Consider the following 13,351-nt stretch of genomic DNA (forward strand, 5'->3'; position numbering starts at 1 on the left):
CAACCCGCCACGTAATACTCCTCTTGGCTATTTTTGTCCGCTGGTTGAGGCCATGCGAGAAATCTTCCCTCGTCGCCAACCTGCGGACAGTACCGAAAAGAAAAGAAAAAGCGCTATTCCTTGATTTCTTTAATAACTTTCTTTGCCCAGTCGCGAACTAACTGGTCATCGCGGAAGTCACCCTCCACTGCGCCTCCTAGGCGAGCCACCGTACGCTCCCGCAAAGACAGCTCCTCCGGATCCAATCTGCCCGGGAAAGTCACATATTCTTGCGGATCGATATTCAAAAGCACCGGTCCCACCCGCGAAGGATCTTGAACCTTGTCTTCGGGAACCCCGGACAGCCCCACCGAGAATGCCCACAGCGGAGTGCGGCGCAGTTCCGAAGCAAAACGGCGACAAAAATCATTGGCAGTATCCATCCATTTGGTTAGATAAACCGCTGAGCCAATAATGACTGCCCCGTATCCATCTAGACTGTAGACCTCTTCTGGTTTTTCCAGATCCACTTCCAGACCGGCATTCTCCAGTTCCTCTACAATAACTTTTCCAACTTCTTCAGTCGCTCCGTGCTTGGAGGCGATAGTTACTAAAACCTTCATACCTCTAGTATGACCATTTTTTTCTTTCTTGTCGCGAAAAGACCGGAATTTCTAGATTTCTCATAGACTTGAAACCATGGCGATGGTCGATCCTTCCTTCAAAAATGGGCAAAAGCTCACCGATCTCGCTGTGGTATCCCAATACGCCCTGGATCCGGTAGTTATTTGTCGTAGTGCCGGCCTTCACCGCGTTTCTGAACTGGGGCGTGGCTGTACCCGCGATGTTTCTTGGCTGTTTTCCCTCCCAGAACAAAGCCTTGACCAATTCTTGGCGACTGATGAGGGCGAGCGGTTCTTAGGGCAACTACGTGCAGATTTACAGCAGGCACTAAAGGTGTGGCTGGGAGGTGGCTCCAGAGAAGAAGCCGAACGTTTCTCGCGGATGCTAGGTACCGGAAACATCTTAGACACCGCACAATACCCTGAGGGCAGGGATTACCCCCAGCGACTAGTGGGGGCGATTCTTGCCTGCGAGCAGGAAGAAGATACCAAAATCCCCTGGATGCTCGATCCTGAAAACCTGGTGGAAGCACTCATTGAGCGTTGGGAAGATCTGAGCGTCCACAGCAGACAGCGAATACGTCACGCATTCTTAGGAATTGACGCTACCCATCTTCCTCCTAAGACTGCGAGCGGCCTGAAGACCTGCGGGATTATCCAGACTCGCCGCTCACACCTAACAAAATGGTTAACTGACCCCAAAGTGTTGGCCTACCTGGTGGTAATTATCTACTCCAGCTTGCGGGTATTACCGGTGAGTCTGGTAAAAGAGTTTCATGGATCTCTGCTGGTGCTATGGACCATGGATATTGTTACCGCTATCCCCTACACCTGGGGGGTACTGGCTATGTTTACCGCCAAGCGCCAATCGGTGCGCATCATAGGTACGCTTACTACCGCGATTACTTTCGCAGCTCCCTACGTATATTTCGCTATGACCGGCAAAGACTACCCCACCTACGTGATAGTAATCGTTATCCTGTTTATTATTTCGGGGTTCTTTGTAGAAGGCTCAAAATATCTACGCGAACGTTACCTGGTGAATTTTTTGCAAAAACCACAATAAACCGGCACTAACTGACATCCTAAGGGTTTGCTTGCGCCTGCTTGCCTTCCGCTTGCGAGCCTACAAAAGTACGGATCACGCCGTTCCCTATAAAGTAAATGCCACTAATCCACCATGCCCACCACACTAAGGGGTTGCGTTCGGGGAAGTAAATAGTGAGCCAAATAATGCAGGCCAGCCAAATTACCACTGACAAAATATTAAGCCACCGCAACTTTTCTACCCGGAAGGGGTGACAGAAAGTAAGCGGGGAAACCGTTAGCACGATAAAGAGCACTACGATGGTCAGGTTGAACCACCAGGGCAACGCCACCAGATATAGATAGAGGATTACGATATTCCAGGCGGCCGGGAATCCCACGAAATAGTTATCGGAGCTTTTGGCTTTCTTATTGCAGTAGCAAAACATGGAGGAGGCGCAAACCGATACCATCAGCAATTGTGTCACTACCAAGTCAATTCCCTTACCGGGCGTTCCCGGGGCGAAAAGTAAGGTTTGAGACATAAAAATCGCGGGAATAAATGTCCAGGTCAAATAGTCGACGATAAGGTCGAGAGCGGAACCATCAAACCAGGGAACAACTTCTTTAACCCGGTAGCGCCGCGCCAGGGTTCCGTCCAAGCCATCAACAATCAAACTGATCGCCAGCCAGCCCCACATTTGCAGGTAGTCGTGGCGTATTAAGGCAAGTACCGCGCAACCAGCCCAGACCACCCCGGAGGCGGTGAAAGCATGAACTGCCCAAGCTTTCAGGTAGTCGCTACGCGTGAACTGAGAATCGACTTTCATGGGGATCTGTTCCATACCCCCTATTTTGCCCTAGGGCTTTAAATAGATGAAAACTCGAAAATAAAACCTCTAGTCAGATGACTATGCCACTAATCTGCAACTACCTCAGAAGTCTCCCTAGCTTCGCCCTCCCAGACTGTAGTAGGTAACTTATCCGGTAGATAGAGATTGTTTTCAGCTACGAACACCGGCACCGCATCTTTATCGCGCCGAAGCGATGCCGAGTAATCCTTTAAGGCGCCCACTGCCCACTTCCATAGCAAGGTAATCGCTATCAGATTAGTGATGGTCATAACCGCCATAGCGATATCGACCGCATTCCACACCAACGGTAGGGATACCACAGCCCCCAGCACCACCGAAGTAACGGAGACTACCCGCACCAGCCACGACGCCCAAGGTTTAGTAGTCACAAAGGACATATTCACATCGGAATAGACATAGGCGGCAATAATAGAGGAAAACGCCAGTACCGAAATAATCAGCAACATTAAATAGGTTGACCAATCCCCTAGCTGGGAGGCTACAGCCGCCGTAGTCAAAGAGGCCGCCTGGGAAGGATCGGTACCCGTAAGCACCGCTTTGGGAGCGCTCAAAATAATAATGGCGGTGGCAGAACACACGATAATCGTGTCTACAAAAACTCCAAGCGACTGGATGAGCCCTTGGCGCACCGGATGGGAAACCGTAGCGGTTGCGGCCGCGTTGGGGGCGGTTCCTTGCCCGGCCTCGTTAGAAAATAGGCCGCGCTGTACCCCGTTGATCAGGGCAGCAAATATTCCTCCGCCAACGCCTCCCCCAAGCGCCCCACCGGTGAAAGCACTTTTTACGATTAAAACTAGGATCGCGGGAATCTGCCCAATATTCATCACCAGGATAATCGCCGCAATAATCACGTAAACCACGGCCATAATAGGAGCCATCCATTCGGTTACCCGCGCTACCGAACGAATTCCTCCTAAAATAATCGGAGCCGCAAACACGAACAGAATCACCGCAATAATCGCCGAATGCGTGCCTTGCTGGGCTTCGGTAGTGCCGAGGGTCGCCATGATCGAGCCGGCGATGGCATTGGATTGCACGGAAGTTATCACGAAACCACAGGTAATGATAGCGATCACCGCAAAGATAGAACCAAACCAACGTTTGTGCAGCCCCAACCACATATAGTAGGCCGGACCTCCTCGGAAAGTACCGTCTTCGTTTTTGACTTTGAAAATCTGCGCCAGGGTGGATTCCATAAAAGAGGTAGCCATCCCCACTAGCGCTACGATCCACATCCAGAAGATCGCGCCCGGCCCGCCGATGATGAGGGCCGCCGCCACCCCGAAGACATTGCCTACTCCCACGCGAGCCGCCAAGGAAATAGTGAAGGCTTGGAAGGAGGAGATTCCTCCACGTGAATCTTTGCGAGAGGATAACACCACGTGCCACATATGACTGAAGAGGCGGAACTGCACTCCCCTAGTAACTACCGTGTAAAAGATCCCCAGGCCGATCAGGATCCAGATTTCGGCGTAGAGGGCGATGGCATCGGCTATCTGTTTGACGATTGCGGCAGCTTGATCCACGTTAGGTATTCCTTTCATCCGCCCAAAAATCTTTTTGGCGTCCCTATTAGGACAATCCGGCAGAATCAAGTTACGCAAACGTGTCCATACTGCGGAAGCTGGTTACAATAGCCGCATGAGTATTGCTCCCCTAAATCAGCTCCTGGACGATTTAGAGGACTCGGGTAAGCTGGATGACCCCGTAGAAGTCCTGGCGGGATTCAGTAATTGGGCGGCTTCTACCCGCCGAGCACTCTATCCCCACCAAGAGGAGGCCGCTACCGAGATCTTTGCTGGCCACCACGTAATTGCCGCGACTCCTACTGGTTCGGGAAAATCAATGATTGCTTTGGCAGGGCATTTGGCGGCGCTGGCGAAAGATCAGCATTCTTACTACACCGCACCTATTAAAGCGTTAGTGTCTGAGAAGTTTTTTGACCTGGTAGAGCTGTTTGGGGCCCGGAATGTGGGGATGATTACCGGCGATATTTCTTTGAATGCGGCAGCGCCGATTATTTGTTGTACCGCGGAAATTCTGGCTAACCAGGCACTGCGTGATGGCGCCGAACTGGATACCGGGGTAGTCATCATGGATGAATTCCACTTCTACGGCGACCCTGACCGTGGCTGGGCATGGCAAGTGCCGATTTTAGAACTACCGAAAGTCCAATTTGTGTTGATGTCGGCTACCTTGGGGAATGTCGATTTCTTCATTCGGGACTTGCAAGCGCGCACCCAGCGGGAAGTAACCTTGGTGGACGGAGCCTCCCGCCCGGTGCCTCTGGAAATGGAATATAGCGAGGACGACTCCCAATACCTGCTCGAAAGCCTGGTAAAAGCGGGACGCTGGCCGATCTACCTGGTGCATTTTGCCCAAAATGATGCGGTCAAAACCGCGGCGGGATTGGCGTCGGCTAACCTGCTGGATCGCGAGCGGCGCGAGAAAATCGCTGCCCACTTAAAAGGGGTGCATTTCACCAAGGGATTCGGGCAAACCCTGTCGCGACTTTTGCGCCTGGGGGTAGGAGTACATCATGCGGGAATGCTGCCCCGCTACCGCCTATTGGTGGAGCAATTGGCGCAACGCGGCCTACTGGCAGTTATTTGCGGAACGGACACTTTAGGGGTGGGAATAAATGTACCTATCCGAACGGTGGTGTTTACTTCGCTGGTAAAGTTCGATGGGCGCCGCCAACGGCATCTTTCAGCAAGGGAGTTTCACCAGATTGCCGGCAGAGCCGGGCGCGCCGGGTTTGACACTATGGGGTTTGTGGTGGTGCAGGCGCCGCCCGAGGTAATCGAAGCCAAGAAACTGGCAGCGAAGGGGCAAAAACGCAAGAGTGCGTCCGCGGCAAAGAGTCAAAAACCTAAAGTATCGTGGGGACGTTCTACCTTTGAGCGCCTGGTGGCTGCCCAGCCGGAAGCGCTGCGGTCTCATTTCCAGATTGACCATTCCTTAGCACTTAATGTGCTTTCCGGTGGGCGGGATGCCGGGGAGCATTTGCTGTGGCTGGCGCGCAATAACCATGACGGACCACAGGATGCCAACCCCCATTTGCGCCGTTTAGGACAGGTTTACTCCTCTTTGAAACAGGCGGAAGTGGTTCGGCATTTGCCTACTGAAGAGGCGGGGAAGCTTGGGCGTCTAGTGCTCACCCATGACTTGCCGGAAGATTTCGCCCTTAATCAGCCGCTATCACCTTTCGCTCTGGCGGCTTTGGATCTATTGGATCCCGATATCCCCGATTACGCTCTAGATTTGGTTTCGATTGTCGAGTCCGTGTTGGAAGATCCCCGCCCGGTGCTGATTGCCCAGCAAAAAGCCCAGCGTGACCAGGTATATCAAAAGCTGCGTTCTGAAGGAGTGGAGTACAACCAGCGACAGGAAATTCTGGAGGAAACAACCTGGCCGCAACCTCTGAAAGAACTAATCTCCGGCGCGTTTACGACTTTCGCGCATTCTAACCCTTGGGTTTATGGCTCCGCGCCCTCCCCCAAATCGGTGGTGCGCTATCTGGTAGAAAATACGCTGACCTTTACCCAGTTTATTTCTCGCTTTGAACTCGCACGCAGTGAGGGTGTGGTACTGCGCTACCTGACCGATGCCTATCGCGCCTTGGGACAAATCGTGCCACCGGAGAAGCGGAATGAGGACTTTGACCAGTTATTGATCTGGCTGGGCAACACAGTTAAGGGCGTGGATTCCTCGCTACTAGATGAATGGGAGGCGCTGGCCAGCGGGAAACGCCGGGAAAGCCCCGCGGAGAATGCCCAGGAGGAACCCGCGTTTGGAAGCGCAGAAGGCCAGCTGCCCAGCGCTAATCCTTTCGCTTTGCGCCGCCAGTTCCGTAACGCCGCCTGGAAGCGCGTAGAAGCGGTGGCCTTCGATAGCCTGCCTCGCCTTACGGATTGCCAAGATTTACATCCCGAAGGTACTGAATGGTCGGATGAGGAGCGTGGGGCTCTGCTGGATGATTATTGGGAACACTACGATGACCTGCAACTAGATCAGGGGGCGCGCGCCAGCAACCATGCGGTGATTAGCGAGGGCGAAAACGCGCGAGAGCTGCTTTCTCGCTATCTTCCTGCCGATAGTGATTTGCTGGCCGGGAAGAAAGTCTGGGCGCTATTGCAAGAAGTGGATGATGGTAGCGGGCTATGGGAATGGCGAATGCTATTTGCCTTAGACATTGCAAAAACTGATGACAGTGGGCAGCTGCAACCGTACTTAGTTGCCTACGGAGATATCACCTAGGGCGCTACTTGCGATAGCGTCCTGCCAGCGATTTGCCACGCCCACTAGAGTGGGAGTTATGGATATCGCAACCGGGATTAAAAAAGTAGACCAGCGGATTACTAAGGCTTGTCAGCAAGCGGGACGGGCGCGCAGCGAAGTTACTTTGGAGCTGGCAGTAAAAACCCGCACTAGCGAGCAGATTATTGCGGCTGCTAAGGAACTGAAAGCACGCGGCCTACCGGTAGTGTTAGGACACAATCACGTGCAGGAAGCCGTGGCGACTAATCAGGCCGTGCGAGCGGTAGACCTGGGCGCGGAAGTTCATATAATCGGTCATTTGCAAGGCAACAAGATTAGTGCCGCCTTGCAAGTTTGTGACCTGGTAGAAACCGTGGATTCTCTGAAAACTGCCCAGCGGCTAGTGCGCCGCCTGGAGGCGAACTATTCGGGGCGCGTCCTACCGTGTTTTATTGAAGTGAATTGCTCACGCGAAGCATCCAAAGAGGGAATAAACCCCGAGGACGCCTGGGAGTTAACCCAGCAAGTGCTACAAATGGAGCAGCTCAGCTTGCGCGGATTTATGACCATTGGGGCACTCAGCCCTGATGAAGAGCGCATTCGCGAGTCCTTTAGGATTTTGCGGGATTTGCGAGATCGCACGCTTGCTGCCGGAGGACGCGGCGCGGACGCCCGGGAACTATCGATGGGAATGTCAGGGGATTTAGAAATCGCCATCAGCGAGGGCGCAACTATCGTGCGCATCGGCACTGATGTTTTCGGCGCGCGCGATTACCGTTAAGGCTTTGTTTGCCGCTCAATCCGCAGTCGGTTAGTTTGCAATCCGCCGGTTAGCTAGGATTGCTTCCACATCTACTGGCTTGCTTTGTGCCACCAGCTGCGCGGTAGTCAACGACTCCTCGCTATGCGGACGCGGCCGCGAAGGACGGTAAGGAGCCTTGTTTTGGCTCGCCAAATGCTCCGCGAGCAGCTCAGAGGCGTCTACGTCTCGGCGCGCTAGCCGCGGTTTGAGGGCGTAGATTGGTTTCGGCATCGGCGTCGGCGTCCAGGTGTGGTCAGTTTCTGCCTGGTTTTCTGCTTCCACCTCTGGATGACTAGTAACTGCCGAGGTCTCCGCTTTCTCGGTAGCATCCGCGCTGGTATCCTCTGCCGAGATTTCGGTATTCTCCGCTGCCGTAGTGGTTTCCTTCTCGGCTAGTGTGGCGGCAACGCGCTCTCTATCCTCGCTGACTTTTTCTTCTGTAGAGGTAACTGCTTCGTTTTCTTTGCCAGCATCGAAGAGGCTTAGCGAATGGCTGGATACTGTTTCCCGAGTAGTTACCTTAGCCGTTTCTTCTGCTTGGTCTGTGGTTTCGTCCTCGTGAATTACAAAGTATTCTCGCAACGTGGCGGCGCGCCTGGCGGCGGCAGCTAGTTTTCCGAGTGCATTCTGTCCCCGGTTTTCTCCGCCCGCTTCTGCTTTCAGTTCGCTAGCTGTAGCCGTGATGCTCGTTTGGGGTTTTTCGCTGCTGGCAGCAGGCTCGCTAGCTTCGGCCTCAGCGTGCATTTGTGCGAATTTCTTTTCACTAGCACTGACGCGATGTCCTTTAGCGGGACGGGTCTCGAGGGCGTGAATAAGCTCTTGGGCTCGCTGATCATTTTCCCGGCCGGCTTTGGCAGCTCGTGCCCCCAGAAATAGCGTTCCCGCAATGGTAGCGAGCGGAATAAGTGTCCACCACCAGGAAAGCAGGCTTACCGCAGCCGCCGTAACCAGCACCATACCTACCGCGAACTGTACCGTAACTAAAGTGAGACGGCGACGCGCAGCTTGTGATCGTCGCTCAATCTGCCGAGCCCGGGTAAGCCGAGCGGCCATCAGTTCACTGTGGTCACGCTGGGTTGGTGCTACTGGTCGCTGCATGGTTCCTCCTAATACTGGGGGGTTTACGCTGTAACGTTGTCGCTTTTGCGCCGGTTGCTGGGTGTTAAGCACCCGCAAATTTGCGCTAAAACGATCATCGCCATGAGATTGGGTTTGCCGCCGCTTGGAGTCAATCAAGAGAGGTAGGTAGATACCCCCCAAAACTAAGACCAATATCGGCAAAGCCAATCCAATAAACTCCACATATCAAAAATAGGGGATTTAGGCGCCAGATTCTCTCTTCATAAAGGCGTGTTGAACAGGGAAAGTTATTAAATCTTTAGCAAATCGCAACATCTATAACAATCACACCAATAGCCACAATTACTGGGGATATTCTCCCGTATTCATCCCGGGCTAGAGCTAGTATTTTAAGCGATCGCAAGTTTAGAAAACCCTAGAGATCACGGAAGAGAACTAGCTAGCAGCGCGGGTTCTACACCCTAGGGTTGACCCCATTTAAGGCGCACTCTTTTTTCCAGCTGCGCCAGGTATCCACCCGCGGGGACTTCTTCAGCGGTAGCCGCATATCCAAGATGATCAGCCCAACTTCCCGCAATGCAATAGAAATTGTTTTTTCGTCCCTCAAAACGCAGACCCAGTTTTTCCACTACCCGCAACGACACTTTATTTTCGGGACGAACATTTATTTCTACGCGGTGCAGATGGGGAGCCCCTAAACATAAATCCAACACCATAGCCACCGCAGTAGTAATCACCCCGCGACCACTGTATTCCTCCGCTACCCAATAGCCCAGGTTTCCCGAGTGCGATGCCCCCAGGGCAATATCCCCGATAGTAACCTGTCCCACTAACTGCTCATCAGCATAAACGCCAAACGGATAGTAGCGCCGCTGACGCACCAGGCGAGAGCTACGGCGAATAAACGCTTCCAACTCCATATCGTCTGGAGGATAGCCGGGAGCAATACTGGCTTCCCAAGGCGCCAACCAACGCTCATTATCGGCTCTTACCTGCGCGGCCTGACGATGATCTCGCGCCACCATTTCTTTAACGGACAGGTGATTGACAGGTAGATCACCCGGTTTAATCAGGCCGCGAGCTACCGGATTATCCAACTCCGCATAGTAACGCGGCCTGCGCCTGAAAGTTAAACGCTCGTAAAGCAACACGGAGCCCTAATCTAGCACCATACAGTGGAAATAGTCTCCCTCCGAGACGGAAGTGACCGCCTCGGGGATAACCGCCAGCGCATTCGCCCTCGCCATGGTAGAGAGTAAAAGATCCTCTGGCTCGCCGGTTAGTCGCGCGCGATAACCACTATCGGGCGCACCTACGATTTTGACGGGCACAAACTGCCGCCTACCAGCCGGGGAACGCCAACCGCGATCCACTCGCGCCCGCAAGGAAGGACGATACAGTTCGCCCCAACCAGCCATATGCCGCAGGCAGGGGCGTACAAAAATCTCGTAGCTAATCTGGGCGGCTACCGGATTTCCGGGGAGGCAAAAAATCGGGGTACCCTCCCCGACAGTACCGTAACCGAGTTGTTTACCGGGAGTCATCGCCACATTATCGAAGCGGGCAGTCCCTAAAGGAGCCAACACCTCTTTCACCGTGTCGGCGCTACCGTAGGAAAGACCCCCGGTGGTGATAATAATATCGGCTCGAACTAGCTGGTCTTCAATAGTTTCAGAGAGCGTCTTTTGTTCATCAGGCACTGCCGCCACTCGGAAAGTGTCAGCGCGAGCATCGGTAACCGCGGAAGAAAGAGCATGCCCGTTAGCATCGAAGACTGCCCCGGCGCGAATCGGTTTACCCGGCTCAATCAGTTCATCTCCGATAGACAAAATCACTACCCGAGGACGAGGACGCACCGTCACCCGTAGGCGTCCTACTCCCGCCAATAACGCTACTTGCCGCGATCCGATACGCGATCCAGCACGTAAAATGGGGGTGCCAGCACTTACGTCTTGGCCGCGCCGCAAAATATTTTTCCCCTTGGCGCAGGCAGATAAAATTTGTACCCGCGCCGGACCTTGGTCAGTTTCCTCCAAAGGCACCACCGTGTCGGCTCCCACTGGCAAGGGAGCGCCCGAAGCTATCCGGACTGCACTATTTTCCACCAAGGTACACGGTTCTGCATCCCCCGCTTTGACCTCAGCGATCACATCCAGGAAGACCTGACGCATTTTGCCGGCTCCCCCCACGTCTTGGGAACGCACCGCATAACCATCCAAAGTAGCCTGGTCGGTGACCGGTAAATCGAAAGGTGCACTCACGTCCTCAGCTAGGACACACCCCACTGCATCTGGCAACAACACATCCAGGGGATCCAGCGGAGCCACTAGGGAAAGACAAGTATTCAAATGTTCCGCAACCGTGCGCATTATCCCTCCAAAGTCTCGTACTATTACCAGGTTACCTGCCGGAGTCTTTGCCGCGATGACGAAAAGCCGACTGTGGTTAAACGAGCGACTATCATAGACTCATGGGTTCTGTGAACGGTAAGCCGGCACTGCGAAAAAAATTTCTGGATCGCCGTCGCTTAACGTTTTCCCCTGCGCAACGTGTCCAGGCAGAATCGCAAGTGCTTGCGGCTGCCAGACCGCTATTAGATTCCCTAAAACCCGGCGAGGTAGTAGCCAGTTATCTATCCTTCGACACCGAAGTTCCAACCTTCTTACTCAACGAAGCCATTTTAGATTCCGGTTTGAAACTAGTTGTCCCTTGCGATTTGGAGCAGCCGCGTTGGGGACAATTAGATCCGATGCAACATACCCGCGCCCTATATCGCCGTTTCAACCCCCACCCGCCACTGGTGTCTCGGGAAATGCAATGTGATCACCTGGCTAAACTGGGTTTAAAGGTGATTTTCTTGCCTGCTTTAGCAGTAGATAGGACACAGGTGCGCCTGGGACGAGGAGCCGGTTGGTACGACCAGGCTTTGGCGCACTGCGACCTGACTGGTTCCACTCGCCCCCAGTTGATCGCCCTAACCTATGAGTGGGAAGTTTTACAGGCAGGAACGCTGCCTCATGAACCGCATGACCAGCTAGTTGACCAGGTGATTACCTCCTCTGGGCGGCTACAAAAACTAGGCAGCGAGTAGATTTACGATCCCGGTAGTGGGTTAGCTTCCAGTTAGGTTGCTGTGTCCCCTAAAGGGCAGATTATGCCGATTAGCTTCGCAGTGTGCCTCTCCCCCGGTTTACCGCTCCTAAAAAGGGAGGAAATAACCCTTAGGTTAATGGTTTTCTGCAGGTAGCGTTTCTCTGTCCCCAAGGGGTAATAATCTCCATGTTTTCCGGAGGATTATCTCGGCTTTCCCTAGTGGTCAGGAAACCGACAATAATCTGGTTATGCGTGAGTTTCTTTGGCGTTGGCGACGCACTATCGCCCTGGCGGCCGCAGTTGCAGTAGCCATCACCCTACTGCGTTTAGTGCTGCCCCAGGTGGCCACTAAACCACTGCTAGTTGCCACCACCGCGATACCACCAGGGACAATCATTAACGCTAGCCAAGTGAGAGTTAAAGAGATTCCTGTTGCCGCCCTGCCGCCTCAGGCTTATAAGAAACCTTCCCAGGCAGTCGGTCAGCGGACAGCGGTAAGAATTGCCTCTGGAACAGTGCTTTTCCCCGCACTTTTCTCCTCTTCCTCTTTTTCCCGACAAACCTATAAGGGACAAGTCATAATGGCGCTACCCTTGCGTGAAAGCGATCAAGGTTTGGCTAGTGCAGGCGACACGGTGGTTTTCTTTCTGGGAAATAGCCCATCACTACCCGCAGATTCTTCTCACCCGAGCCAGGATAAAACGGATAATAATACGAAAATCGATTGTGAAGACCCGGATCGTAAACCTGCAGACGATAAGGAAATCTGTGGTCAAGTAACGGCTAAAGTGTTATCGGTCACCGATGCTAAAGATTCTTTGACGGGGGAACAAAATACAGCCACTATTGAGGTTGCGGTTAAACCCAGTGAGGCTGGCCGCCTGGTGCAGGCCAGCAAATCTGAACCGCTACAATTGGCCAGAACAGGTTAATACAAATAGATGAGGAATAATGAGTAAAGAAAATACTGGTTTCATTGCTGGATTTAAAGAGTTTATTTCCCGCGGCAACGCCATCGACCTAGCAGTTGGGGTGGTTATTGGTGCCGCTTTTGGAGCAGTAGTCACCGCCATCGTGGATAAATTCATAAACCCACTGATTGCAGGGCTAGTTGGCAAGCCTAACTTCGATAATGTATTGGAGTTCCACCTCGGTAACGCTACCGTGCAACCGGGAGCAATTATTACTGCCCTGGTTAACTTCCTGCTAGTCGCCCTGGCGATTTATGCCTGCATTATCGTGCCGATGAATAAGCTGATGCGAGTGCGCGATGCTAAAGCAAAGACCGATGAGGAAGAAGAAGCACCCGAGGCAGATCCCCAGGTAGAACTGCTAACCGAAATCCGCGACCTACTGCAATCCGAAAAATCTGCCTCCCAAAACAACTAACCTAGTCCTGGCTCTGGCTAGCTGCTTGACTGCGCGGGAGAGAAGTACTTCCTGAAAGTCCCGCGCGAAGCCTAGGTTTTTCCTCCCGCAATTGTCCGCGCACAGGGGCGGATTTTGCCTCGCGCCCCGAAATCCGGAAAATGCTCTGGCATTTTCACGGATTTAACGCCCGCAGCCTACCCTACGGCATAAATCCGCCCCTGCACGCTAGTTGCGTACCTTAC

12 protein-coding genes are annotated in these 13,351 nt (G+C 53.3%); 6 read left to right on the plus strand and 6 right to left on the minus strand.

Annotated features, from left to right (window positions below; translation table 11 throughout):
• Nucleotides 1-113: 113 nt before the first annotated feature.
• Complete coding sequence (locus RDM26_RS07655) at nt 114-602, minus strand: flavodoxin domain-containing protein (RefSeq protein WP_307738382.1); 489 nt, start codon at nt 600-602, stop codon at nt 114-116.
• Nucleotides 603-678: 76 nt separating this feature from the next.
• On the opposite strand from RDM26_RS07655, the gene RDM26_RS07660 reads away from it, so the two are divergent.
• Nucleotides 679-1,668: a hypothetical protein gene (locus tag RDM26_RS07660; RefSeq protein ID WP_307738383.1), complete on the plus strand. Its 990-nt coding sequence runs from the start codon at nt 679-681 to the stop codon at nt 1,666-1,668.
• A 19-nt stretch (nt 1,669-1,687) separates the two neighbouring features.
• Here the strand turns inward: RDM26_RS07660 and RDM26_RS07665 are convergent, their stop codons facing one another.
• Together RDM26_RS07665 and RDM26_RS07670 are read right to left on the minus strand one after the other, a co-directional pair.
• Entirely contained in the window at nt 1,688-2,473 is a 786-nt protein-coding gene (locus RDM26_RS07665) for a CDP-alcohol phosphatidyltransferase family protein (RefSeq protein ID WP_307738384.1), read from the minus strand.
• Between the two features lie 74 nt (nt 2,474-2,547).
• The gene (locus RDM26_RS07670; RefSeq protein ID WP_307738393.1) at nt 2,548-4,029 is read right to left on the minus strand and encodes an amino acid carrier protein; all 1,482 of its coding nucleotides are present in this window, start codon (nt 4,027-4,029) and stop codon (nt 2,548-2,550) included.
• A 115-nt stretch (nt 4,030-4,144) separates the two neighbouring features.
• Here RDM26_RS07670 and RDM26_RS07675 point away from each other — a divergent pair, with 115 nt between their 5' ends.
• Both RDM26_RS07675 and RDM26_RS07680 read left to right on the plus strand, forming a co-directional pair.
• Nucleotides 4,145-6,763, plus strand: coding sequence for a DUF3516 domain-containing protein (locus RDM26_RS07675; protein WP_307738385.1), 2,619 nt, complete (start codon nt 4,145-4,147; stop codon nt 6,761-6,763).
• A gap of 58 nt (nt 6,764-6,821) precedes the next feature.
• On the plus strand, nt 6,822-7,544 hold the full coding sequence (locus RDM26_RS07680) for a YggS family pyridoxal phosphate-dependent enzyme (RefSeq protein WP_307738386.1): 723 nt from the start codon (nt 6,822-6,824) through the stop codon (nt 7,542-7,544).
• 30 nt (nt 7,545-7,574) lie between these two features.
• Here the strand turns inward: RDM26_RS07680 and RDM26_RS07685 are convergent, their stop codons facing one another.
• From RDM26_RS07685 to glp, 3 genes are all read right to left on the minus strand, one after another.
• A complete protein-coding gene (locus tag RDM26_RS07685; RefSeq protein ID WP_307738387.1) occupies nt 7,575-8,852 on the minus strand; it encodes a hypothetical protein in 1,278 nt (425 codons plus the stop codon).
• 254 nt (nt 8,853-9,106) lie between these two features.
• The gene (locus RDM26_RS07690; protein WP_307738388.1) at nt 9,107-9,796 is read right to left on the minus strand and encodes a GNAT family N-acetyltransferase; all 690 of its coding nucleotides are present in this window, start codon (nt 9,794-9,796) and stop codon (nt 9,107-9,109) included.
• Between the two features lie 6 nt (nt 9,797-9,802).
• Nucleotides 9,803-11,014, minus strand: coding sequence for a gephyrin-like molybdotransferase Glp (gene glp / locus RDM26_RS07695; RefSeq protein WP_307738389.1), 1,212 nt, complete (start codon nt 11,012-11,014; stop codon nt 9,803-9,805).
• Nucleotides 11,015-11,115: 101 nt separating this feature from the next.
• Between glp and RDM26_RS07700 the strand changes: the two genes are divergently transcribed.
• The 3 genes from RDM26_RS07700 to mscL all read left to right on the plus strand — a co-directional run bounded on the left by RDM26_RS07700 (nt 11,116) and on the right by mscL (nt 13,127).
• The gene (locus RDM26_RS07700; protein WP_307738390.1) at nt 11,116-11,736 is read left to right on the plus strand and encodes a 5-formyltetrahydrofolate cyclo-ligase; all 621 of its coding nucleotides are present in this window, start codon (nt 11,116-11,118) and stop codon (nt 11,734-11,736) included.
• A gap of 250 nt (nt 11,737-11,986) precedes the next feature.
• Complete coding sequence (locus tag RDM26_RS07705; RefSeq protein WP_307738391.1) at nt 11,987-12,670, plus strand: SAF domain-containing protein; 684 nt, start codon at nt 11,987-11,989, stop codon at nt 12,668-12,670.
• A 19-nt stretch (nt 12,671-12,689) separates the two neighbouring features.
• On the plus strand, nt 12,690-13,127 hold the full coding sequence (gene mscL / locus RDM26_RS07710) for a large conductance mechanosensitive channel protein MscL (protein ID WP_307738392.1): 438 nt from the start codon (nt 12,690-12,692) through the stop codon (nt 13,125-13,127).
• Nucleotides 13,128-13,351: the final 224 nt, after the last annotated feature.

Origin of the sequence: uncultured Varibaculum sp., assembly GCF_902489465.1 — a bacterium.
Classification (GTDB): domain Bacteria; phylum Actinomycetota; class Actinomycetes; order Actinomycetales; family Actinomycetaceae; genus Varibaculum.

Bases quoted from the DNA above. Each gene is read 5' to 3' on its own strand.
- RDM26_RS07655 (WP_307738382.1), bottom strand. From the start codon at position 602: ATGAAGGTTTTAGTAACTATCGCCTCCAAGCACGGAGCGACTGAAGAA.
- RDM26_RS07660 (WP_307738383.1), top strand. From the start codon at position 679: ATGGCGATGGTCGATCCTTCCTTCAAAAATGGGCAAAAGCTCACCGAT.
- RDM26_RS07665 (WP_307738384.1), bottom strand. From the start codon at position 2,473: ATGGAACAGATCCCCATGAAAGTCGATTCTCAGTTCACGCGTAGCGAC.
- RDM26_RS07675 (WP_307738385.1), top strand. From the start codon at position 4,145: ATGAGTATTGCTCCCCTAAATCAGCTCCTGGACGATTTAGAGGACTCG.
- RDM26_RS07680 (WP_307738386.1), top strand. From the start codon at position 6,822: ATGGATATCGCAACCGGGATTAAAAAAGTAGACCAGCGGATTACTAAG.
- glp (WP_307738389.1), bottom strand. From the start codon at position 11,014: ATGCGCACGGTTGCGGAACATTTGAATACTTGTCTTTCCCTAGTGGCT.
- RDM26_RS07700 (WP_307738390.1), top strand. From the start codon at position 11,116: ATGGGTTCTGTGAACGGTAAGCCGGCACTGCGAAAAAAATTTCTGGAT.
- RDM26_RS07705 (WP_307738391.1), top strand. From the start codon at position 11,987: ATGCGTGAGTTTCTTTGGCGTTGGCGACGCACTATCGCCCTGGCGGCC.
- mscL (WP_307738392.1), top strand. From the start codon at position 12,690: ATGAGTAAAGAAAATACTGGTTTCATTGCTGGATTTAAAGAGTTTATT.